The organism is Saccharothrix sp. ALI-22-I, from assembly GCF_001984175.1.
In the GTDB taxonomy this organism is placed as follows: Bacteria; Actinomycetota; Actinomycetes; order Mycobacteriales; family Pseudonocardiaceae; genus Actinosynnema.
In genome coordinates, this window is record NZ_MTQP01000068.1 from 810,068 (window position 1) to 829,784 (window position 19,717).

General features: G+C 69.4%; 22 protein-coding genes, 1 tRNA gene and 2 pseudogenes. 13 read left to right on the plus strand and 12 right to left on the minus strand.

The window, feature by feature from the left end; genetic code table 11:
- The first annotated feature begins 25 nt into the window (after positions 1-25).
- The 7 genes from pstC (at position 26) to ALI22I_RS40670 (ending at position 6,283) form a co-directional block, all read left to right on the plus strand.
- Positions 26-1,081, plus strand: a complete 1,056-nt coding sequence (gene pstC / locus ALI22I_RS40640; protein ID WP_077010867.1) for a phosphate ABC transporter permease subunit PstC — start codon at positions 26-28, stop codon at positions 1,079-1,081.
- Positions 1,078-1,992: a phosphate ABC transporter permease PstA gene (pstA, locus tag ALI22I_RS40645; RefSeq protein ID WP_077010868.1), complete on the plus strand. Its 915-nt coding sequence runs from the start codon at positions 1,078-1,080 to the stop codon at positions 1,990-1,992. Before pstC ends, pstA begins: the two co-directional genes overlap by 4 nt.
- Before the next feature lie 10 nt (positions 1,993-2,002).
- Positions 2,003-2,779 carry a phosphate ABC transporter ATP-binding protein PstB gene (gene pstB / locus ALI22I_RS40650; protein ID WP_033436541.1) on the plus strand — a complete coding sequence of 259 codons (777 nt, stop codon included), beginning with the start codon at positions 2,003-2,005 and terminating at the stop codon, positions 2,777-2,779.
- Between the two features lie 207 nt (positions 2,780-2,986).
- Positions 2,987-3,346 (plus strand): hypothetical protein, encoded by a 360-nt coding sequence (locus tag ALI22I_RS40655; protein WP_238598799.1) that lies wholly within the window; start codon positions 2,987-2,989, stop codon positions 3,344-3,346.
- 12 nt (positions 3,347-3,358) lie between these two features.
- Complete coding sequence (locus ALI22I_RS40660) at positions 3,359-3,901, plus strand: DUF3558 family protein (protein WP_077010870.1); 543 nt, start codon at positions 3,359-3,361, stop codon at positions 3,899-3,901.
- Between the two features lie 19 nt (positions 3,902-3,920).
- The gene (locus ALI22I_RS40665; protein ID WP_077010871.1) at positions 3,921-5,489 is read left to right on the plus strand and encodes a hypothetical protein; all 1,569 of its coding nucleotides are present in this window, start codon (positions 3,921-3,923) and stop codon (positions 5,487-5,489) included.
- The gene (locus ALI22I_RS40670; RefSeq protein WP_083752359.1) at positions 5,486-6,283 is read left to right on the plus strand and encodes an ESX secretion-associated protein EspG; all 798 of its coding nucleotides are present in this window, start codon (positions 5,486-5,488) and stop codon (positions 6,281-6,283) included. The genes ALI22I_RS40665 and ALI22I_RS40670 overlap by 4 nt, the downstream gene beginning before the upstream one ends.
- 15 nt (positions 6,284-6,298) lie before the next feature.
- Here ALI22I_RS40670 and phoU read toward each other — a convergent pair whose 3' ends face one another.
- From phoU to dusB, 5 genes are all read right to left on the minus strand, one after another.
- On the minus strand, positions 6,299-6,967 hold the full coding sequence (phoU, locus tag ALI22I_RS40675) for a phosphate signaling complex protein PhoU (protein WP_077010872.1): 669 nt from the start codon (positions 6,965-6,967) through the stop codon (positions 6,299-6,301).
- A gap of 81 nt (positions 6,968-7,048) precedes the next feature.
- Positions 7,049-10,654: an LCP family glycopolymer transferase gene (locus tag ALI22I_RS40680; RefSeq protein WP_143532681.1), complete on the minus strand. Its 3,606-nt coding sequence runs from the start codon at positions 10,652-10,654 to the stop codon at positions 7,049-7,051.
- A gap of 210 nt (positions 10,655-10,864) precedes the next feature.
- The gene (locus ALI22I_RS40685) at positions 10,865-11,728 is read right to left on the minus strand and encodes a GGDEF domain-containing protein (protein ID WP_077010874.1); all 864 of its coding nucleotides are present in this window, start codon (positions 11,726-11,728) and stop codon (positions 10,865-10,867) included.
- Positions 11,729-11,908: 180 nt separating this feature from the next.
- Positions 11,909-12,367 (minus strand): hypothetical protein, encoded by a 459-nt coding sequence (locus tag ALI22I_RS40690; protein ID WP_077010875.1) that lies wholly within the window; start codon positions 12,365-12,367, stop codon positions 11,909-11,911.
- A complete protein-coding gene (gene dusB / locus ALI22I_RS40695; protein ID WP_202971164.1) occupies positions 12,360-13,517 on the minus strand; it encodes a tRNA dihydrouridine synthase DusB in 1,158 nt (385 codons plus the stop codon). The genes ALI22I_RS40690 and dusB overlap by 8 nt, the downstream gene beginning before the upstream one ends.
- Before the next feature lie 188 nt (positions 13,518-13,705).
- On the opposite strand from dusB, the gene ALI22I_RS40700 reads away from it, so the two are divergent.
- The 3 genes from ALI22I_RS40700 to ALI22I_RS40710 are packed head-to-tail and all read left to right on the plus strand — an operon-like array spanning position 13,706 to position 14,867.
- The gene (locus tag ALI22I_RS40700) at positions 13,706-14,104 is read left to right on the plus strand and encodes a DUF6069 family protein (protein WP_077010876.1); all 399 of its coding nucleotides are present in this window, start codon (positions 13,706-13,708) and stop codon (positions 14,102-14,104) included.
- Between the two features lie 53 nt (positions 14,105-14,157).
- Positions 14,158-14,478, plus strand: a complete 321-nt coding sequence (locus ALI22I_RS40705; RefSeq protein ID WP_077010877.1) for a hypothetical protein — start codon at positions 14,158-14,160, stop codon at positions 14,476-14,478.
- Positions 14,475-14,867, plus strand: a complete 393-nt coding sequence (locus ALI22I_RS40710) for a PIN domain-containing protein (RefSeq protein WP_077010878.1) — start codon at positions 14,475-14,477, stop codon at positions 14,865-14,867. Before ALI22I_RS40705 ends, ALI22I_RS40710 begins: the two co-directional genes overlap by 4 nt.
- Before the next feature lie 18 nt (positions 14,868-14,885).
- On the opposite strand, the pseudogene ALI22I_RS40715 reads toward ALI22I_RS40710, so the two are convergent.
- The 4 genes and pseudogenes from ALI22I_RS40715 to ALI22I_RS40730 all read right to left on the minus strand — a co-directional run.
- Positions 14,886-15,020, minus strand: a pseudogene (locus ALI22I_RS40715) (tRNA-dihydrouridine synthase); the annotation flags it as partial.
- Positions 15,013-15,633 (minus strand): DUF4937 domain-containing protein, encoded by a 621-nt coding sequence (locus ALI22I_RS40720; protein WP_338013540.1) that lies wholly within the window; start codon positions 15,631-15,633, stop codon positions 15,013-15,015. The pseudogene ALI22I_RS40715 and the gene ALI22I_RS40720, both read right to left, overlap by 8 nt.
- 197 nt (positions 15,634-15,830) lie before the next feature.
- A complete protein-coding gene (locus ALI22I_RS40725) occupies positions 15,831-16,316 on the minus strand; it encodes a GNAT family N-acetyltransferase (protein WP_077010880.1) in 486 nt (161 codons plus the stop codon).
- Positions 16,317-16,363: 47 nt separating this feature from the next.
- On the minus strand, positions 16,364-16,837 hold the full coding sequence (locus tag ALI22I_RS40730; protein ID WP_077010881.1) for a hypothetical protein: 474 nt from the start codon (positions 16,835-16,837) through the stop codon (positions 16,364-16,366).
- Positions 16,838-17,063: 226 nt separating this feature from the next.
- Here ALI22I_RS40730 and ALI22I_RS55765 point away from each other — a divergent pair, with 226 nt between their 5' ends.
- Together ALI22I_RS55765 and ALI22I_RS55770 are read left to right on the plus strand one after the other, a co-directional pair.
- The gene (locus ALI22I_RS55765; RefSeq protein ID WP_083752363.1) at positions 17,064-17,543 is read left to right on the plus strand and encodes an AMIN-like domain-containing (lipo)protein; all 480 of its coding nucleotides are present in this window, start codon (positions 17,064-17,066) and stop codon (positions 17,541-17,543) included.
- A 131-nt stretch (positions 17,544-17,674) separates the two neighbouring features.
- Positions 17,675-17,941, plus strand: coding sequence for a hypothetical protein (locus tag ALI22I_RS55770; protein WP_443217007.1), 267 nt, complete (start codon positions 17,675-17,677; stop codon positions 17,939-17,941).
- Here the strand turns inward: ALI22I_RS55770 and ALI22I_RS55775 are convergent.
- The 3 genes and pseudogenes from ALI22I_RS55775 to ALI22I_RS40745 all read right to left on the minus strand — a co-directional run.
- A pseudogene (locus tag ALI22I_RS55775) lies at positions 17,918-17,971 on the minus strand (hypothetical protein); the annotation flags it as partial. The gene ALI22I_RS55770 and the pseudogene ALI22I_RS55775 overlap by 24 nt on opposite strands.
- Positions 17,955-18,503: an NUDIX hydrolase gene (locus tag ALI22I_RS40740; RefSeq protein WP_443217008.1), complete on the minus strand. Its 549-nt coding sequence runs from the start codon at positions 18,501-18,503 to the stop codon at positions 17,955-17,957. The gene ALI22I_RS40740 and the pseudogene ALI22I_RS55775, both read right to left, overlap by 17 nt.
- Before the next feature lie 3 nt (positions 18,504-18,506).
- Positions 18,507-18,582: transfer RNA gene (locus ALI22I_RS40745), tRNA-Lys, on the minus strand.
- Positions 18,583-18,707: 125 nt separating this feature from the next.
- Here ALI22I_RS40745 and ALI22I_RS40750 point away from each other — a divergent pair.
- The gene (locus ALI22I_RS40750) at positions 18,708-19,574 is read left to right on the plus strand and encodes an exodeoxyribonuclease III (RefSeq protein ID WP_077010883.1); all 867 of its coding nucleotides are present in this window, start codon (positions 18,708-18,710) and stop codon (positions 19,572-19,574) included.
- Positions 19,575-19,717 lie beyond the last annotated feature (143 nt).

A 19,717-nucleotide genomic window follows, 5' to 3' on the forward strand; every position in this document is an offset into this window, starting at 1 on the left:
CACACTTCCCGGGAACGCCGTTGCGATGAACGACCGCACAGCGGCCCAACGCCCCGCGGGCGCCGGTTCGACCGGTGCCCGCGCGGGCGTTCCCGCCGCTCGACCCGACTCGGAGGCTCCGATTCCCCCGACCACGGAAGCCGACCAGAAGAAACTCGTCCGGCCGGGTGACCGGATCTTCGCAGGCCTGGCCACCGGGTCTGGCATCTTCATCGTGGTCCTGATCGCGGCGATCGGTGTCTTCCTGCTGCTCCAGGCCATCCCGTCGCTCGGCCTGGACAAGGTCAACTTCCTGACCAGCCGCGAGTGGTCTACCGGCGACGTCAACAACATGCGGTACGGCATCCTGGACCTGCTCCTGGTCACCGTGGTGTCGGCCGCGTTCGCGCTGTTGATCGCCATGCCGATCGCCCTGGGCATCGCCCTGTTCCTCACCCAGTACGCGCCGCGCCGGCTCGCCCGGCCGTTCGCCTACGTCATCGACCTGCTGGCCGCCGTGCCGTCGATCATCTTCGGTCTGTGGGGCCTGCTCGTGCTCGGCCCGGTGCTGACCCCGATCGGCGAGTGGCTGACCGCCAACCTCGGCTGGATCCCGCTGTTCGCCGAGGGCAACGTCAGCATCGAACTGGGCGGCACCATCTTCACCGCCGGCATCGTGCTGGCCGTGATGGTCCTGCCGATCATCACCGCGGTCAGCCGCGAGGTGTTCGACCGCACGCCGGTCACCCACGTCGAAGGGGCCATCGCGCTCGGCGCCACCAAGTGGGAAGTCGTGCGCACCACCGTGCTGCCGTTCGGCAAGGCCGGTTACGTCAGCGCCTCGATGCTCGGCCTCGGCCGCGCGCTGGGCGAGACGATCGCGTTGACGATCATCCTCAGCGGCACCGGCGCGGTGTTCGGGTGGAGCCTGTTCGACGGTGGCGCGACGTTCGCGTCCAAGATCGCGCTGGCCGCGCCCGAGTTCAACGACCCGCGCACGGCGGGCGCGTACATCGCCGCCGGTCTGGTGCTGTTCGTGCTCACCTTCGGCGTCAACGCCATCGCCCGGGCCATCGTCGCCGGTCACAAGGAGTACGAATGACGACCGACACGGCGGACCTGAACCGCCTCGCGACGCCGCCGACGTTCCAGAGCGTCAGCGGTGCGCGCAAGCTCAAGAACGGCATCGCCACCGCCCTGGTGTACGGGGCGTTCCTGGTCGCCATCGTGCCGCTGGTCTGGGTGCTGTTCGTGGTGATCCAGCGCGGGTTCCCGGTGGTCCTGGACGGCGACTGGTGGCAGAAGTCGCTGTCCGGTCTGCTGGGTCGCCAGCAGGGCGGCGGCGTCTACCACGCGATCTACGGCACGCTGGTGCAAGGCCTGGTGTGCGGTGTGCTCTCGGTGCCGATCGGTCTGTTCGTCGGCGTGTACCTGGTGGAGTACGGCGGCCGGTCCAAGCTGTCCCGCGCCACCACGTTCATGGTGGACATCCTCACCGGTGTGCCGTCCATCGTGGCCGCGCTGTTCATCTACACGCTGTGGATCACCTACTTCGGCTTCGGCCGCAGCGGGTTCGCGGTGTCGCTGGCGCTGGTGCTGCTGATGGTGCCGGTGATCGTGCGGACCACCGAGGAAATGCTGAAGATCGTGCCGGACGAGCTGCGTGAGGCGTCCTACGCGCTGGGCATCCCCAAGTGGAAGACGATCGTGAAGGTCGTCATCCCGACCGCGTTGTCCGGCATCATCACCGGCATCATGCTGGCCCTGGCCCGCGTCATGGGCGAGACCGCGCCGGTGCTCGTGCTCGCCGCGTACGCGCCGTACATCAACTACAACCTGTTCGACGGGCCGATGGCGTCGCTGCCGCTGCTGATGACCTCGGAGCGGAACAACCCGACGCAGGCCGGTTTCGAGCGCATCTGGGGTGCGGCGATCACCCTGGTCATCATCATCACGCTGTTCAACCTGCTGGCTACCGTGATCTCGCGGTGGCTGGCTCCGAAGACGAAGTGAGCGGGCGGTCATGGCCAAGCGCATCGACGTGAAAGACCTCAACCTGTTCTACGGCAAGTTCCACGCCGTGGACGGTGTTTCGCTCGCCGTGCCGCCGAAGAACGTGACGGCGTTCATCGGCCCGTCCGGTTGCGGGAAGTCCACCGTGCTGCGGTCGCTGAACCGCATGCACGAGGTGGCGCCGGGTGCCCGGGTGGAAGGCACCGTGCTGCTCGACGGGGAGGACATCTACGCCTCGTCGGTCGACCCGGTGCAGGTGCGGCGGACCATCGGCATGGTGTTCCAGCGCCCCAACCCGTTCCCGACGATGTCCATCCGGGACAACGTGGTGGCGGGCCTGAAGCTCGCGGGTGAGCGGAACAAGAAGAAGCTCGACGAGGTGGCCGAGCGGTCGTTGCGCGGGGCCAACCTGTGGAACGAGGTCAAGGACCGCCTCGACCGCCCCGGCGGCGGGCTGTCCGGTGGTCAGCAGCAGCGGCTGTGCATCGCGCGGGCGATCGCCGTGCAGCCGGACGTGCTGCTGATGGACGAGCCGTGCTCGGCGCTGGACCCCATCTCGACTCTCGCGATCGAGGACCTGATCACGGAGTTGAAGAAGGAGTACACGATCGTCATCGTGACGCACAACATGCAGCAGGCCGCGCGGGTCAGCGACCAGACCGCGTTCTTCAACCTGCTGGGCGTCGGTCAGCCGGGTCGGCTGATCGAGGTGGACGACACGGAGAAGATCTTCTCCAACCCGAGCCAGAAGGCCACCGAGGACTACATCTCCGGCCGCTTCGGCTGATCACCGGTTCGCTACGCGGAGCCCTTCCACCTGCGGTGGAAGGGCTCCTACGCGTTCGGGTGACTGTGGAACCGGTCACCCGCCCCTGCCGTCAAAATCGAGACATGGTCCTCCGTTCGGGGGTACCGTGACCGTTGGGATCGGCAGACTCGCAGGGGGGTAACCGTGGCGGCGGAAGGTGCGTGGAGCGCACAGTCCATGCAGGCTATGACGGCCAACATGGTGGGCTTGAAGCAGGCCGCCGAGTCGGGCTCGTTCGCCATCAGCGAGGCCGGTGCGCAGGCGTACCTGAAGGCGATCGACGACGCTCTGAGCGACCTCCGCAAGATGGACCGGCAAATCGGTCGTCTCCGGCAGGAGACCAAGCTGGGCACCAGTCCTGACGGCACCGCCATGGCGAGTTACAACCAGGAGAGCGTCGAAGGCGGTGGCGGCACGACCGGCATCGTGCCGGCGATCGAGCAATTGCGGTCCGCGTTGAACGAGGCGCGGGACGCGATGCAGAAAGCGATCGAGAACTATCGTGAAGTCGACAGCTCGAACGCAAGCACCTACCAACGCTACTGAGGGTGGAGTCAGTTGATCAAGGGATTGCCGACTCGCGTCGTTCTGTCGTTGGCGGTGTTGGGCGCGGTTGTCACCGGCTGCACGACCGGGGGAACCGCCACGCCGGGATCCACCGGGTCGACGACGACCGACCAGGCGTCGAAGACCACTACCAGCGCAAAGCCATCCGATGCGGGTGACTCGCTCGCTGACTTCGACTCATGCGCGGCCCTCAACTCGGTGGCGTCGCAGCTGAATCTCTCGAACATCGAAGAGGTCGACGAGAAGGAGTGCGGCGCCGACTACTCGGCGACCGTGTCTTTCGGGCTCACGAAGCAGCCTGAGCTCGCGATCGGCGACGCGGTGGGCGACGGGAAGAAGTCCGACATCTCTGTCGGTTCGCACAAGGCCAAGCTTGTCGAGGCGCCTGGGAGCAGGACCTCGTGCCTGGTGGCGGTTGAAGTCGGTCCGACGTCGAGGGTCGACGTCATCGCCTCCTCGAACAACTCGTTGGAAGCTGCGTGCGAAGCGGCCACGAAGGTCGCCACCGCAATCGAACCGAAGCTGCCGAAGTAACCCAAGGGGGGAGAACGTCGTGACGCCGCCGAATTCGCAGCAGCCGTACTCGCAGCCGCCGCAGAACAACAGCCAGGCGACTCAGGTCACCTACGCCGGCCAGACCGAGGCCGAGTTGCGCGCCGAATACGAGCGCGAGCGAGCCGCCAACCCGGGGCTCTTCGGCGGCATCCTGACGCTTGACGACTATCTGCGCTACAAGACGCAGTCGGCGCAGTACCAGGCCACCCAGGAGAAGCAACTGGAGCAGGTGGTCGAGAACTACCGACCACCGCTCTCGCCCCCTGGCTCGTTCTACATGGGCTACGACCACAAAGCACTCCAGACCATGGTCACCGAGAACATGGTGCCCAGCACCGCCAACGAGCAGGGCGAGGCCTGGACCAAGATCGGCAACACGCTGGCGGAGTTGCAGACCAACCTGACCAGCGCCACCGCCGCGAGCAAGGGTGCCTGGCAGGGCGCGGCGGCGGAGTCGGCGCAGGGGTACTTCACCAACGTTGCCACCTGGTCCGGTAACGCGGCTCAGGGCGCGCAGCTCACCGGCAACAAGCTGTACACCCAGAGCACGGCTGCCGAGCAGGCGAAGAACGCGATGCCCGAGCCGGTCGACTTCAGCACCGCCGACGCCTACAAGATGTTGTTCTCCGAGCCGAACCCGTTCAAGTGGGCGGGCACGATCGACCAGATCGAGCAGAAGTTCGAGGAGAAGCAGCAGGCCCACGAACGGGCGGCTGAGGTCATGACGACCATGTCCACGAGCTTCCAGGAGTCGGGCTCGACCATGCCCGCCTTCTCCCCACCCCCGCCCATGAGCAGTGGTGGCGGCACGGGTGACGGGAACCAGACCGGCACGGGCGAGATCGGTGGTCGGCAGACCATGCCGAGCGGTGTCGGGAACGGAACGGGCACTGGCACCGGTACGGGCACTGGATCGGGTGAGCTCGGTGTCCCCGGCGGTGGTACCGGTGGCGGCAACACCCACCAGTCCGGCTTGAACGGTGGCACGGGTGGTGGCAACACCAACCTGCCCGGCGGCGGTGGCGGCAACACGAACCTCCCCGGCGGCGGCAACGGGATCTACCCGCCCGGCCCTGGCATCTACCCGCCTGGCACCGGCCCCAACGGACGGCCGACCGTGCCGCCCGGTGGACGTCCCGGTATGCCGGGTGGTCCCGGTACCGGCGGACGCCCAGGCGGCGGTGGTGGCGGTGGCAACGGCATGGGTCGGATGCCCGGTGGCGGCGGTGGTCCCGGCGGCATGGCCGCGGCCGGTCGTGGCGGCATGGGCGGTGGCGGTATGGGTGGCGGTGGCTTCGGCCCCGGCGGCAGCGCGGGCGCGCTAGGTGAGACGGGCCGGTCCGGTGCCGGTGGCTTCGGGCCGGGCGGCAGCGGTGGACTTGCTGGTGCCGGAGCGGCGGGCCGCGGTGGCGCGGCGGGCGTGGGTGCCGGCATGGGTGCGGGCGCCGGTGGCGCGCGTGGTCAGGGAGACGAGGACAAGGAGCACAAGGCCGCGTCGTACCTGGTGGAGACCGAGGACGTCTTCGGTGACGGCACCATGGTCGCTCCGCCGGTCATCGGCGGGTGAACGTGTTCTCGTTCGCCCTGTCCTACGCGGCGGCCGACATGCTCTGGGAAGACCTGAAGCTCGGCAGCCGGCCCTACCCGTTCGAATTCCCCTACCTCGGCCAGACGATCGACGAACGGCGCGGCATCCGCAACGCCGTCTACCGCGATCTGGAGTCGCGCGGCCTGGCCAATCGCGGCCGGGTCGCGCCCGAGGTGGAGGAAGCGCTCACCCTGCTGGTCCGCTTCGACTACTCCCTCAACGCGGTGGCCTCGCTGGACCCGCGCAACGTCGAACGCCAGCTGCTGGCGCGCGGCGGCGCGGCCGGTCAGAACGCGGCGCTCGCGGTGATGGACGACCGGCAGATCAAGATCGACCTGATCCGGTCGGCCGGCCTGCTGCGCACGATCGTGGACCTGATCCCGGGTTCACGGCCGGGCCCCGGCCAGTCGATCACCGTGCCGATGCCCTCATCCGCACCGCCGCCCCCGCCGCGCCGGGACGACGACTTCGGCAGCGCCACGTTCACCCAGGCCATGGCACCGCGCTCGGCCGCGTCCACGCAGGTCCGCGCGCTGGAAGCGGTGTTCGAACGTCCACGGCTGCGCGCCGGTCAGTTCGGCGTCACGGTCCGCGGCAGGCACGGTCGGGAGCAGCGGGCGCCGCAGGTCGCCTGGTTCGACAACGACCAGGGCCGCTACATGTCGCAGACCCGGCAGGGGCAGGACGGCCAGAAGTGGCTCACCCACGCCCCCGCCGACAACGCGCGCATCGCCGCCCAACTCGCGCAGGAGCTGAACGGCCTGATGAACTGACGTCCGAAAAGGACGTCAGGACGCGTCGGTGGTGCTGCTGTAGCCGGGCATCCGGCCGGTGACCACGAAGACGGTGCGCTTGGCGACCGACACCGCGTGGTCGGCGAACCGCTCGTAGAACCGGCCGAGCAGCGTGGTGTCGACCGCCGCCGGTACGCCGTGCGCCCAGTCCTTGTCCATGATCACCGTGAACAGGTGCCGGTGCAGGTCGTCCATCGCGTCGTCGGCGTCCTCCAACGACCGCGCCCGCGCCACGTCCTGGGTGCGGATGATGTCGGTCGCCTCACGCGCCAGCTCCACCGCGATGCGGCCCATCTCGGCGAAGTACGGCTGCACGGTGTCGGGCAGCACCAGGTTCGGGTGCCTGCGCCGCGCGGCCTTCGCCACGTGCAGCGCCAGGTCGCCCATCCGCTCCACGCTCTCGGCCGCGTGGATCACCGCGAGCACGACGCGCAGGTCCGTGGCGACCGGCGCCTGCAACGCCAGCAGCGCGTACGCCTGTTCCTCGATGTCGGCGCGCACGTCGTCGATCTTGACGTCGTCGCCGATCACCTGCTCGGCCAAGGCGAGGTCCGCCCCGAGCAGCGCGGAGGTCGCGCGCTCCATCGCGTCGCCGGCCATCCCGCACATGTCGGAGAGTTGGTCGGCCAGATGTCCGAGCTGGTCATGGTAAGCCTCACGCATGGGCGTCAGCCTACGTGCAGGTCATCGCGGTAGCGACCCACCTCGATGAACCCGGGGTGAACCCAAGGCGTCCAGTGGACCCTACGCGCAGGGGTCCTGCGCGGCGTTCACCACTTCCAGCTTCTCCGGCGGCGCCGCCTTGCCCGGATCGGTGCCGGGCGATTGCGGGGGGACGATCTCCTCGTTCCAGTCGTCCCCGATCACCAGCTGCGCCGTGCCGCCCATGGCCACGTCGAACAACAGCGTCGCACTGGGCACCGAGGACTTGAGCGTCGCCGCGGCGTCCTCACCGCCGATCCCGTACTTGACGACGGTCTTGTCGGTGGGCGGAGCGTCACCGGAGAAGACCACTGTGTAGCCCAGTTCCTCCAACGCCTCGCTGGCGAAGCCGGCCGCGCCGTCGAAGTCCTCATCGCCGTTGAGCACCTGGATCTTCAGACCCTGGTGGTCGATGATCTTGCCCGGCTTGGGGCCGGGCGGCGGTGTGGTGGTCGTCTGGGTCTGGTTCGGGTCCGGCGCCGTGGTGTCCGGGGTCTCGTTCGGCAACGGCGTGCCGTCGATGATCGCCTGGAACAACTTCTTGGCGTCCTCTTCCTTCAACAGCTCCAGGTTGTCGTCGTTGGACTTCGTCGGACCTTCGGCCGTCTCCTTCGGGATGGTGACGAAGGAAACCCGACCCGCTTCCAGGCTCTGCAACGACTGCGCCAGCGTGAGCATGTCGTTCACGCCGATGTTCTGGCCGACGGTCGACGCGGCGAAGGCGTTGAGGAATGCGTTGAGCTTGCCCGGGTTCAGCAGGATCTCCGACGACAACGCCTTGCGCAGCAACGACGACAGGAACTTCTGCTGCCGCGTGACGCGGTCGTAGTCGCCGAACAACTCGCCGTCGACCTTGCGGGCCCGCACGTAGTCCAATGCCTTGGTGCCGTTGACCTCGAACTTGCCCGCCTTGTCGAAGATCAGGCCGAGCTCTTCGTCGTTCATCGGCTGCTTCACGCACACCTCGACGGTGCCGATGGCGTCGACCATGCCCTTGAAGCCGTTGAAGTCGACGCTGATGAAGTGGTTGATGTCCAGACCTGTCAGCTCGGTCATGAACTTGCTGACGCACTGCGGCCCACCGAGCGCGTAGGGCTCGTTGGCCTTCACGTTCTCTTCGGGGTCGAGCTGCTCGCCGGTGTACTGGCCGGTAGTGGAGTCCCACTTCTCGCACGCCGGGCGGTTGATCAGCAGGTCGCGTGGCACGGACACGACGACCATGCGCTTCCGGTCGGCCGGGATGTGCGCCAGCATCAGCACGTCCGAGCGGGCGCCACCCCCCGCGGACTCCTCGTCGCCGACGCCGTCCTCCGGCTTGGCGCCCGCGCGGGTGTCCGAGCCGACGATGAGGAAGTTCTCGTCGCCGAGCTGCTTCTCCGCCTGGTGCACCGCTTCGGAGTTCGTGCCCAGCGCGTCGATCTCGGTGAACTTGCTGTCGATGTAGAGCATCGCGCCCCAGCCGAGGCCGGTCGACACGAACACCAGGACGGCGGCGGTCAGCGCGATGACCTTGACCGTGCCCACGATCTTGCTGTGCTTGGCCGTGCGGCCGCGGCGGCGCGGCTTGTCGTCGTCGTCCGGGACGTCGACCGGTGAGGCGTACTCGGTGGCGTCCTCGTCGTGGTCGGCCTTCCACGGCATGAGCTTCTGGCGGCGTTCCTTGCGCTGGCGTTCCTGCTCGGCCAGTTCGTCGTGGACGGCGGAGAAGCGGGCCAGCGTGTGGTCGACCTCGCGACGTTTCTTGACGTCGTCGCTGATGGCCTCCATCTCGGTGGTGAGGCTGGCCGGGTCGAAGGCTTCGCGCGGCTCCGGACCGCCACCGCCGAGGCGGTCGGCGATCACGGGCGGGGCCTGGTCGAGCGCGGCGGCGGCGTCCTCGACGAACCTCCGCCCGGTCACGTCCCCGGCCGGCCGTGAACCGTTGCCGTTGATGGGCCCACTCGGTGGGCCTTCGGCGAGTCGGCGTGGGCCGTTGCCGTCGATGGGGCCGCTGGGTGGGCCGTCGGCGAGGCGACGCGGACCGTTGCCGTCGATCGGGCCACTCGGTGGGCCGTCAGCCAGGCGACGCGGACCGTTGCCGTCAATGGGGCCGCTGGGCGGACCTTCAGCCAGGCGGCGTGGACCGCTGCCGTCAGGGCGGCGGCCGGCGAGGTCTTCGATCGGTGCGCCGGGAGGGCCGTCGGCCAGGCGACGCGGCCGGCCGGCTTCGTCGAGCGGTGCGCCGGGCAGGTTTTCGGCGAGGCGGCGCGGGCCGCTCCCGTCAGGGCGGCGTCCGGTCGGGTCTTCGACCGGCAGGCCCGGTCGTGCGCCGTCCGCCAAGCCTTCGGGACGCGGGCGCCGACCGGTACGGGGACCGTCGGTCAGGTCGTGCGGGCCGCTGCCGTCCGCGAGACGGCGAGGAGCCTCACCGGCCGGGAGATCGGGGCGCGGCCGCGTGCCGGTGCCGTCCGCTGGGCGACGGGGGCCGTCACCAGCCGGGATACCGGGGTGGGGGCGCTGGCCGGTGTGCTCACCGGGACGCGGGCCCTCCGCGAGTCGCCGACCGATGCCTTCCGGCGCACCCTCGGCGGCGGCCCGGCGACCCGGCGTGCCGATCTCGTCCGGTCGGGGACGCCGGCCCGTGCCGTCGGCCGGCCGACGCAGGCCGTCGAGGTCGTCGGGACGCTGCCGCGGCCCACTGCCGTGCGGACCGTCGACCAGGTCTTCCGGGCGCTGGCGCGGTCCATTGCCCTCGGCCGAACGCCGGGGTGTGTCGGGAGCGAGGTCTTCCGGGCGCTGGCGCGGACCGCTGCCGTCGGAGAGCCGTCGACCCGGCGCGTTGCCGGGGAGCTCGGGCCGCGGGCGTCGGCCGGTGCCGTCGGCAGGCCGACGCGGTGCCGCGGTCGGGTCCTGCGCGGCGTGCGGGCTGTCCGAATCCTCCGGCCGCCGAGGGCCGGTTTCGGGGCGGGGCTGGCCGTTGGCCGGGAAACGCCTGCTCGCGTCACCGGGTACTTCGGGTCCCGGGCGCGGACCCGCACCGGGCGCGGGACGCCTCGGGTCGACGTCGTCCGGTCGTCCGGCGTAGCCGTTCGCGGGGCGCTGGCCCTCGGCGAAGCGTCGTCCACCGTCCTCCGGCCGCCTGGCGGCGTCACCGGGGTGTGCCTGGGGCTCCTCGGCCCTACGGCGACGTCCGGTGTCCTCAGGCAGGGGACGCGGCGTACGGGTGCCGGTGCCCTCGCCGGTCGGGGCGAAGTAGTCGTTCGACGGCGGCGGTGCGGCGGAGCGCCTGCCGACGGGTGGTGCGCCGTTCGTCGGCCTCGGGCGGGTGCCGGTGTCCTCGGGTGCCGGGGCGGCGTAGTCCGGTGGCGGCGCCTGCCTGCGCGGCGGCTCCGGGGCGGCACGGCGGCCGGTGCTCTCCGGGGCGTGGCCGTTCGTGGGCGGCGCGGGTCTGCGGGGCGGCTCCGGCTCGGGCGCGGCGCGCCTGCCGGTGTCCGATGGACCGGGCGGGACCGGGCGGGGGAGGTTCGTGCGGCTGTGCTGCTCCAGCAGCTCGGACACGCTCAGCCCGCCGCCGTCCAGGGACCTGCGGCGACGGCCGGTTGGCTGGTCTTCCTGAGGGGCCTGGTCACCTCCGGGTCCGGGGCCGCCACGGCGGGGCTCGTCGGGCACCCGGTCTCCCTTCAGCTTCGGTCATTAGTCGGTCGTCATCACGAGTTGACGACGGCAAGGACACATTGGTTGCACCAACGGCGTGTCACTTGCCTTGGCGATACTACGGATGACGGCCAGTCCTGACGACCACTCCCGGTGATACAGGGGTCGCCAGTAGGCGGATACGCGCAGCGGCCTACGTCCGAAAGGGTGAGTTGAGGTCCGGTTTCAGTAACCGGCGACGCGTGATTCGGCTATTCCCCGTCGCCCGGAAGCGGCACCCGCGAGGCGGACGCGGCCGTTCTCCCGATAGGCAACCGCGTTGCGTCCTGACTGCTTGGCCGTGTACAGGAGGCTGTCGGCGCGCAGGAGCTGCTGTTCGGGCGCGACCGGCGGACGGGTCGACGAGTCGTCGGTGGGCGGCTCATAAGCCAAACCAATGCTGACGGTTACTCGCAATCCCGGTGCGAGGGAAGCCCAAGCGTGACGCTCGACACGCAAGCGGGCCGACTCGGCGATCTCCACCGCCGGCCCGGCCTCCAAACCGGGCAGCACGAGGACGAACTCCTCGCCGCCGTAGCGGGCGCAGAACGCGCCCTCCGGCAGCTCTTCCTGGAGCAGTTCGACCACGCGCTGCAACACCCGGTCTCCCAGCAGGTGCCCGAACGTGTCGTTCACCTGTTTGAACCAGTCCAGGTCGATCAACGCGATGGCCAGGCCGGACGTCGTGGCGCCGCGCTCGGCGACCATGTCGAGCAGGCGTTCGTCGAGGTATCGGCGGTTGTAGCTGTCGGTGAGGCTGTCCCGCAGGCTCTGCTCACGCGCCTCGGCGTGCTCGCGGCGCAGCCGGTCGACCTCCCGGCGCAGCTGCTCGGGCACCTCCGGCTGGTCGTCCTGATCTGCGTAGACCAGGTCGAACGCGGACCGCAGGTGCTGGTAGGCCTGCCGCCACTGGCCTCGGGAGGCGAGCAGCGTGGCGATCGACTCGTGCAGCTGCACCAGGCCGGTGCCCTCGCTGTCGGACGCGGGCGTGCCTGCTCCGGGCCGGCCGTTGCCGTCGGACTCGGCGACCTCGGGTCGCAGTGCGGTCATCGCGCTCACCTCCCTCCTTGCCAAGGTGTCGTCTGATCCGGGGCGACGCTTGAGCGGGCAGGACGCGTCAGAGAAGGAATTCCCTCGACTGGTTGACCGTGCACTGCTCCGAACCGGTGACTTTCGGTGATCGACAGGTCTCAATGTGTGCTGAGCGTGTTCAAGCGGCTCACCCGCACCTCAATTGACGCAAGGGGCGAAGCCGTAAGCCTTGCCGTTGAGCAGCACGACGTGCTGCGACCCGATCTGGCTGCCGACCTCGGAGCCCTCCTGCACCACGGTGAGCGTGACCGCGACGACCAGCACGACACCGCGCGGGTGCTCGTCCGTGCCGGGCGGCGTCCACTCCGGGTCCAGGCGCAGCGTGGACATGGTCGGCTGCACTTTGATGGTGCCCGTGGGCAGCTGGCAGTCCTCGTCGCGGAAATCCGGGTGCTGGGTGTCCTTGAGCAGGTCTCGCTGCTCGTCCGCGCCCTGCCCGCCCGCCTCGTTGAGGTCGGCGAAGTAGCCGGTCACCAGTTCCCGCTCCACGTCGGTGACCTGGAGCGGACGCGCGGTGCCGGTGAGCGTCGAGCCGCACGCGGCGAGCAGGAGGGCACACGCCACCACCGTCACGGCGCGCAGGACCACATCAGCCACCCGAGTGCATCTCGTCGGCGCCGACGGGCACCGTGGCGTCCTCGGGGTCGTCCAGCCAGCCCTCGGGCAGCACGACCTTGCCGGGTGAACCCTGCCGTCCGCGTGGCTCGTCGGCGTTGTCCGGGAACTCCAGGGTCGGGTCGAGCTTGCCGACCAGGTCGTCCAGCTCGGTGAGGGTGGAGACCATGGCGAGGTTGCGCCGCAGTTCCGCGCCGACCGGGAAGCCCTTCAGGTACCAGGCCATGTGTTTGCGCAGGTCACGGATGCCCTTGTCCTCACCGAGGAAGTCCGCGAGCAGTGCGCCGTGGCGGCGCAGGATCTCGGCGACCTGGCCCAGTCGCGGCCCCTGCGGGATCGGCTCCCCCCGGAACGCCGCCTGCAACTCGCCGAACAGCCACGGACGCCCCAGGCAACCGCGTCCGACGACGACGCCGTCGCAGCCGGTCTTGGCCACCATGTCGAGCGCGTCCTGTGCGCTGAAGATGTCACCGTTGCCGAGCACCGGGATACCGGTCACGGCCTCCTTCAGCCGGGCGATGGCCGACCAGTCCGCCTGACCGGAGTAGCGCTGCGCCGCGGTCCGGGCGTGCAGCGCAACCGCTTGCGCCCCCTCGTCCTCGGCGATGCGCCCGGCGTCGAGGTAGGTCAGGTGATCGTCGTCGATACCGATGCGGAACTTCACCGTCACCGGCACCCCGGCAGGCTCACCGGCCCGCACCGCCGCCCGCACGATCTGCCGGAACAACTGCCGCTTGTACGGCAGCGCCGCCCCGCCGCCCTTGCGCGTCACCTTCGGCACCGGGCAGCCGAAGTTCATGTCGATGTGATCGGCCCGGTCCTCGGCCACGATGATCTTCGCGGCTTCGGCCATCGACTTCGGGTCCACGCCGTAGAGCTGCATCGAGCGCGGGCTCTCGTCCTCGCCGAAGGTGATCATCTGCATCGTCTTGGCGTCGCGTTCGACGATCGCGCGGGCGGTGATCATTTCGCAGACGTAGAGCGAGGTGGGGCTGCCGAACTCGCGGCAGAGCTGTCTGAAGGCCACGTTGGTGATGCCCGCCATCGGTGCGAGCACGACGGCAGGATCGACCGCGTAGGGGCCGATCTTCAGGGTCTTGGTGGTGTGCAGCGCGGTGGACATCCCCACCATTGTTGCCCAGCACCACCAGTGGCGGGTGCCACACGGCCGACCTGCTGCGGTGCGACCACCGCATGGACACCAGCCGAGCCGGGCTCAGGGGGATCCCTGAGGTCCCCGGATGTCTTCCCGGATGTGGTCGGTGCGGTGGCCCGGTCAACCTGATCCCGACAATCGACAATGGGGAGAACGGGTCGATCATGCCGGCTGGGTTCGTGGCGCGCGGGGTACTGGCGGCGGTCGTGGCAGCGTTGGCCACCTTGGTCGTTTTCCTCGTTGCTCGCGCTGGTGGTGTGTCCTTCACTCTCGGTTTGCCGGGGATCGACTCGCTGGGCGGCTTGACGTGGTACCTGGTAGTCGCCGCTGCTGCGGCACTCGTGGCAACCGCATACGCCGCGGCTCTCCGGCGCGTCGTCCCGCACAACAGCGCGCGGGTCTTCGGGTGGTCCGTTGTAGTGGGAGCGGTGCTGTCCTGCGTGCCGTTGCTCGTCTTGGGACTGGCCGCCGCAACCACGGTGGCGCTCGTGGCGATGCACCTTGTCGCAGGTGCCGTGGTGCTCGCCATCGTGCTTCCGGACGGGTTTCAGGCTGGTCGGTGAATGCGCGGAGAACGGTGCTACCGTGGTGGCACTCGAAGGCTTACCATCGCACCATGGCGGTAGAGAAGTTGAGTGTTTCCTTGCCGGACATCGTGGCCGCGCGAGCCCGGCGGGCGGCTGAGCGAGCAGGAGTGCCGCTGTCAGCGTGGCTGGCGGAGGCCGCTGAAGCCGCTGCGGATCTCGCCGAAGCCCATGCCGCCGCTCAGGACTACGCGGCGAGGTTCGGCGAGCCCGACGCGGGAGAACTGGAGCAGATCCGCACTCAGCTCGCCGAGGCGGGTGTCGGCGCGCCGGAATCGCACGAGGATGCGGCAGCCCGGATGGCAGCGCTGGCCCGGCTGCTCGGATTGCCGAATGAGAGGCGAGCGGGTTGAGTGCTCGCGGCCTGATTCTGGATACCGGTGCGCTGATCCACGTCGAGGGAAATCCCAGGGGACGCGTCTACGGGGCATGTCGCGACGCACTGGAGGCGGGCGCGCCCGCACTCCTGCCCACGGTCGTGCTGGCGCAGGTGTGGCGGGCGAGCCCCCGGCAGGCGCCGGTCGCGATGCTGCGCCGGATGTGCAGGTCTGTTCCCTTCAGCGAGGACGTAGCGGAAGCGGCCGGCCGGTTGCTCGCCTTGGCCGGCACTGCGGATGTCGTGGACGCGGCGGTCGTCATCGGGGCGATCAGCCACGGTTGTGCCGTGCTGACTTCGGACCCTGGAGACCTCGGGAAACTCGCAGACGCGGCCGGAGTGCATGTGCCGCTCGTTGTCATCTGACTGTTGTTGTCAACGTGTTGACACCGGGCAGCCGAGGTTGATGTCGATGTGGTCGGCGCGGTCCTCGGCCACGATGATCTTCGCGGCTTCGGGCATCGGCTTCGGGTCCACGCCGTAGAGCTGCATCGAGCGTGGGCTCTCGTCCTCAGCGAAACGCCCGCACCCGCCACGTCGGCTCCAGCGCCAGGACGTGGCCGGTCATCGAGGTGATGTCGGCGTCCGCGGCCGCTTCGGTGCGCAGCCGGGGCACCTGCTCGGCGTACCGGCGGTGGGTCGCGGCGTCGGGCCAGAACGTGGCGACGAGGTAGCGGCGCGCGGCGAGGCCCGTGAGGACCCCTCCGAGCACACCTGCGGCCTCCATCGCCGGGGCCCACACTCGGTGCTGGACGTTCCGGAAGTGCTCCTCCGCACCCTCGGCGAGGTGGCAGTCCGCGACGCGCAGCACTCCGCCGTCCATCGCCTCGGCCACGTCCGCTGCCGCGCCGGACATCGTGAGGGCCACCTCGCCGAGGGCGACCGAGATCCCGGTGTAGCCGCCGGCGTCGGCCACCGCGTCGTGCCGGTCGCGCAGGAACACCCCGTGGCTGTCGGTGTCCGCCCACAACGCCAACACGTGCGCACGGCTGGTTCGCGAGTCCCAGCCGCCCACTTGCCCGACCAGTCCCGGCTGGTCGGCGATGACCGACCACCTCCGCTGGGTCGCGGCGAACGCGTCGCGCGCGTCGATCGGCACGTCACAGGTGATCCACTTGGCGAGCACCGGCACCTCCCCGTCCGTCGAGGGCAATGATCCAACCTCGTCCGAGGTGGAGGTCAACCCATCAGGCGACGATCACCGCTCGACGGGGCGGTGGCACGACCCGCTTGGTCGGTGATCGGGTAAGTGGAGGACCGCAGCGTCAGCCGGCCGCTACCCCTTGGACGGCAACGTGACCGCCGGCTTACCGCGCCGCGTGCAAGCGCTCACAGCTCCACTCCCCAGTCGTTGCACCGCATCCACCGACCGGGCGGGTACTCGAAATCGGCTTCACCCAGCAGTGTGAAGCCCGCCTTGCGGCACACCGCGTTCGACGCCGCGTGGTCCACCGACGGGAACGCCCGCGCCCACCGGTGCGTCCTCTCCGCCCGTGCGGCCTGCACCACCGCCCGCGCCGCCGCCGCGGCCACCCCGCGCCCCTGGAACTCCGGCAGGACGCCCCACCCGACCTCCCAGACCGCCTCACCCTGCCAGGACCGCACCCAGTACCCGACGCTGCCCGCGGGCGCTCCGTCGACCTCCACCCGGAACATCCGGCCGTCGCCCGGCACGAGGTAGCGCCGGTGGCGGTCGAGGACCCGCGCCTCGGGCTCCGGGCCGCCGAGGTGGGTCGTCAACTCCGGTGCGTTCAGCCGCCGCAGCAATCCGAGGTCACCCTCGGACCACGGCTCCACGCGGACGTTCGCGGTCATGGGGTCAGGATGCCGGCGTGGTCTGACAATTCCGGTGTTCCAGCAGGTCAGAACGGCACGGTGAGGCAGCCGAGACGGGCTCCGGCGGTGCCCGCGTGACCGGGTTCGGTGTGCGTGTGCTCTTCGTGCAGCACGACCGACTTCGCCCGCCGTTCGCCGAACTGCCACTTGACCCGCGTGTACGCCACGCCCCGGCCTTTCGCGTTGGTGGTGAAATCCAGCCAGATCTCGTTGCGCGGGTTGGCGAAGGCCGGATCGGTCGCCCCGCCCTGGACGTGCTGGTAGTGCGGTCCGGAGTCAGCCGGGGCGGGCCCGCACGGGTTCACGTGCGCGTGCGCGCCGTAGTCCCGGTTGGGCAGCAGACCGGTGGTGTGCAGCATCACGACCGTGCCGCCCGCGATCGGTACGGACGCCACCACGGCCCGTGCACCGGCGGGCACGCGCGGGTCGTAGCTGATCAGTTCCCCGGACACGACGGGCGTGAACGAGGCCGCGAGAGCGAGTGCCACAGCGAGGTGCATGAAACCTCTGTAACCCGCCGCGCGCGGGCACACCAGTCAAGTCACCCGTTCCAGCGGTACACGGGGTTTCCGGCAGTCAGGGGTCGCATGAGGACGGTCCCGGGCCGGCGTCGCGGCCGGACGTGATCCACGACACGGGAACTACTTGATCAACCGTCGCGTCTGTCAGGAAGAAGAAACCAACTGCCAACGGTCCGAGTTGGTTACCAACAAAGAGGAGATCTCCTTGCGTGCCCCCAAGTTTTCCCTGATCGTCGCCGCTCTGGCCGCCGTTACCGTCGGCGTGGCCCCGATCGCGAGCGCGGCGCCGACGTCGGCCGGGCAGGCGGCAGCCGCTCCGTCGGTGTCGTTCCGGTCCGGGGGGCATGACGGTTTCGACCGAGTGGTGTTCGAGTTCGCGGGTGCCAACGCGCCCACGAAGTTCACCTGGAAGGCGATCGACACCCAGCGCCCGGCGTGGGGACCGTCGGGCGAGCCGGTCGAGAACCTGCCGGGGAAGTACTTCCTCCACATCGCCGCGGAGTCGCCGCAGGTGACGGTGACCGGTAAGAACCCCGCGAGCTACAGCCACTCCAACGTCAAGGGCGCCGTGGTGAACGACATGGGCCACGGCGGCACCATCGAGTTGGCGGTCGGCCTGGCCCGCAACAAGTCGTACACGGTCACGCCCGAGGGCAAGAAGCTGATCATCGACATCAAGCACTGACCCGCGGGGGCGGTGGACCGGTCGTGCATCACGGCCGGTCCTGATCCGCGCTGATGGCGGCCGTACGCGAGCAGGGCGAACGCCGCGCCTTGGCCTTCGTGATCGTTGGACAAGGTCACCGCTCGGCTTAGATGGGCGACGGCCGCACCGACGTGATCGGCCTTGCGCAGCTCGTTGCCGTACATCCGGAGTGCGTGCGCGAGAAACGCGGAATCGCCCAGTCGTTCGGCGACCACCAGCGCCTTGCCGGTCCAGCGCGCCGCTGCGGCCAAGCGCTCTTCGGGCAGAACCGTGCCCAGCGAGACGCCCAATGCCGCTCTGCCCTGCCCGAGCACTCGGGCGATGTGACGTCGCGTCGCCACATCGCTGATTGTTCGCCGACCGGTCTCGATCATTGAGACGTAGGTCTTGTCATAGCCGAGCAGTGCGGCGAGTCGTTCTTGATTGAGCTGGTTCAGCTTCCGGTACAGACGCAGGATCGTCGCCAGGTCGCGGCTGCGCAGTGCGGCGGCGGCCTCGGGAGCCGACCACAGCCGGACTGCCGGCGTAAGCGTGGAACGCGAACCAGTTCGCGATTGAGCGCTTGCAACCGTCCGGCATGTTCAGGCTTTGCGCCTCGGGCTCGGTGAACAGGCCGATTTCCTTGTTTTCATGGGAGAGCACGGGCTCTGCGTCGCCGTCCGGGTAGCAGCCGTAGGTCACGATGAACACGTTCTTCGCGGCCACAGTGATGTAGTACATCCACGTGTCGAGGATCGGGCCGGTGGTGACCTTCCACCGAGTCTCCTCGGTGATCTCGCGTGCTACGCATTGTTCGGGCGTCTCTCCCGGTTCGATCCGTCCGCCGGGAAGCTCCCACTCGTCGCGCTCGTTTTTCAGCAACAGCCCCCGGTCGTCACGTACCACCACGCCCTTGATCGAGACGGGATAGACGATCTGACTCACCGCTTTGACCTGCACGTTTGGTGGGCCGCCAGGGACTCGAACCCTGAACCCGAAGATTAAAAGTCTCCTGCTCTGCCAATTGAGCTAGCAGCCCTTGCGGGACAGCTTACCGAGGCGGGGGCGCTGGGTGAGCAGGGTGGTCGACTCTTCGGTGTGGGTGCCCTCACATTCTGGCCCGTAGGCGGCGCTGCGGTGCAGGTCAGGGGCTTGTGGCCTACCGTGGGCCGGGTGCGGGTGGCTACTTGGAACGTGAACTCGGTGAAGCAGCGGGTACCGCGGTTGTTGCCGTGGTTGGACCAGCGGCAGCCTGATGTGGTGTGTCTCCAGGAGACGAAACTCGCCGACGACGCGTTCACGGCGTTGCTCGGTGAGGAGTTGGCCGGCCGCGGGTACGAGGTGGCGGTGCACGGGGAGGCTCGGTGGAACGGGGTGGCGATCCTGTCCCGGGTCGGGTTGGACGACGTGGTCAAAGGGATCGAGGACGGGCCGGGGTTTCCGCACCCTGAGGCGCGGGCGGTGGCGGCCACGTGCGGTGGGGTGCGGGTGCACTCGGTTTACGTGCCGAACGGGCGGGCGCCCGATTCCGATCACTACCACTACAAGCTGGCGTGGCTGGCGGCGTTGCGGGACGTGGTGGCGGCTGGCCCAGACGCCTCCGTGGTCTGCGGTGACGTCAACATCGCGCCCACGGACGCCGACGTGTTCGACCCGGCGGCCTACATCGGCCAGACGCACGTGACGGCGCCCGAACGTGAAGCGTTGCGGGCGCTCCAAGCCACCGGCCTGCACGACGTGGTCCGCGACCGTTGGCCCAACGAACGGGTCTTCACCTACTGGGACTACCGCGCCGGCATGTTCCACCAGGACCTCGGGATGCGCATCGACCTGGTGCTGGCATCCGAACCGGTCGCCGCACGGGTGAAAGCCGCCTGGGTCGACCGGCAGGCCCGCAAGGGCACCGGACCGAGTGATCACGCACCGGTGATGGTCGACCTGGACGAAGCCCCCGACGGTGACATCGGGCCGATGGTGCCGCCGCCGTCCGCACCGCGCACCCGGAAGTCGGTCAAGCTCCCCCAGTCCTAGCCCAGTCCTAGCCCGCCAGTTCGCCAGGTTCCAGGTCGGCGCTCCACGGCCTGCTCGTGTACTGACCCGTGTACTGATCGGGATGGTCCGACCGCGCTCTGTGATTCCGCTCAAGTTCCCCCGCGGAACGGGTTAAAGTCCCG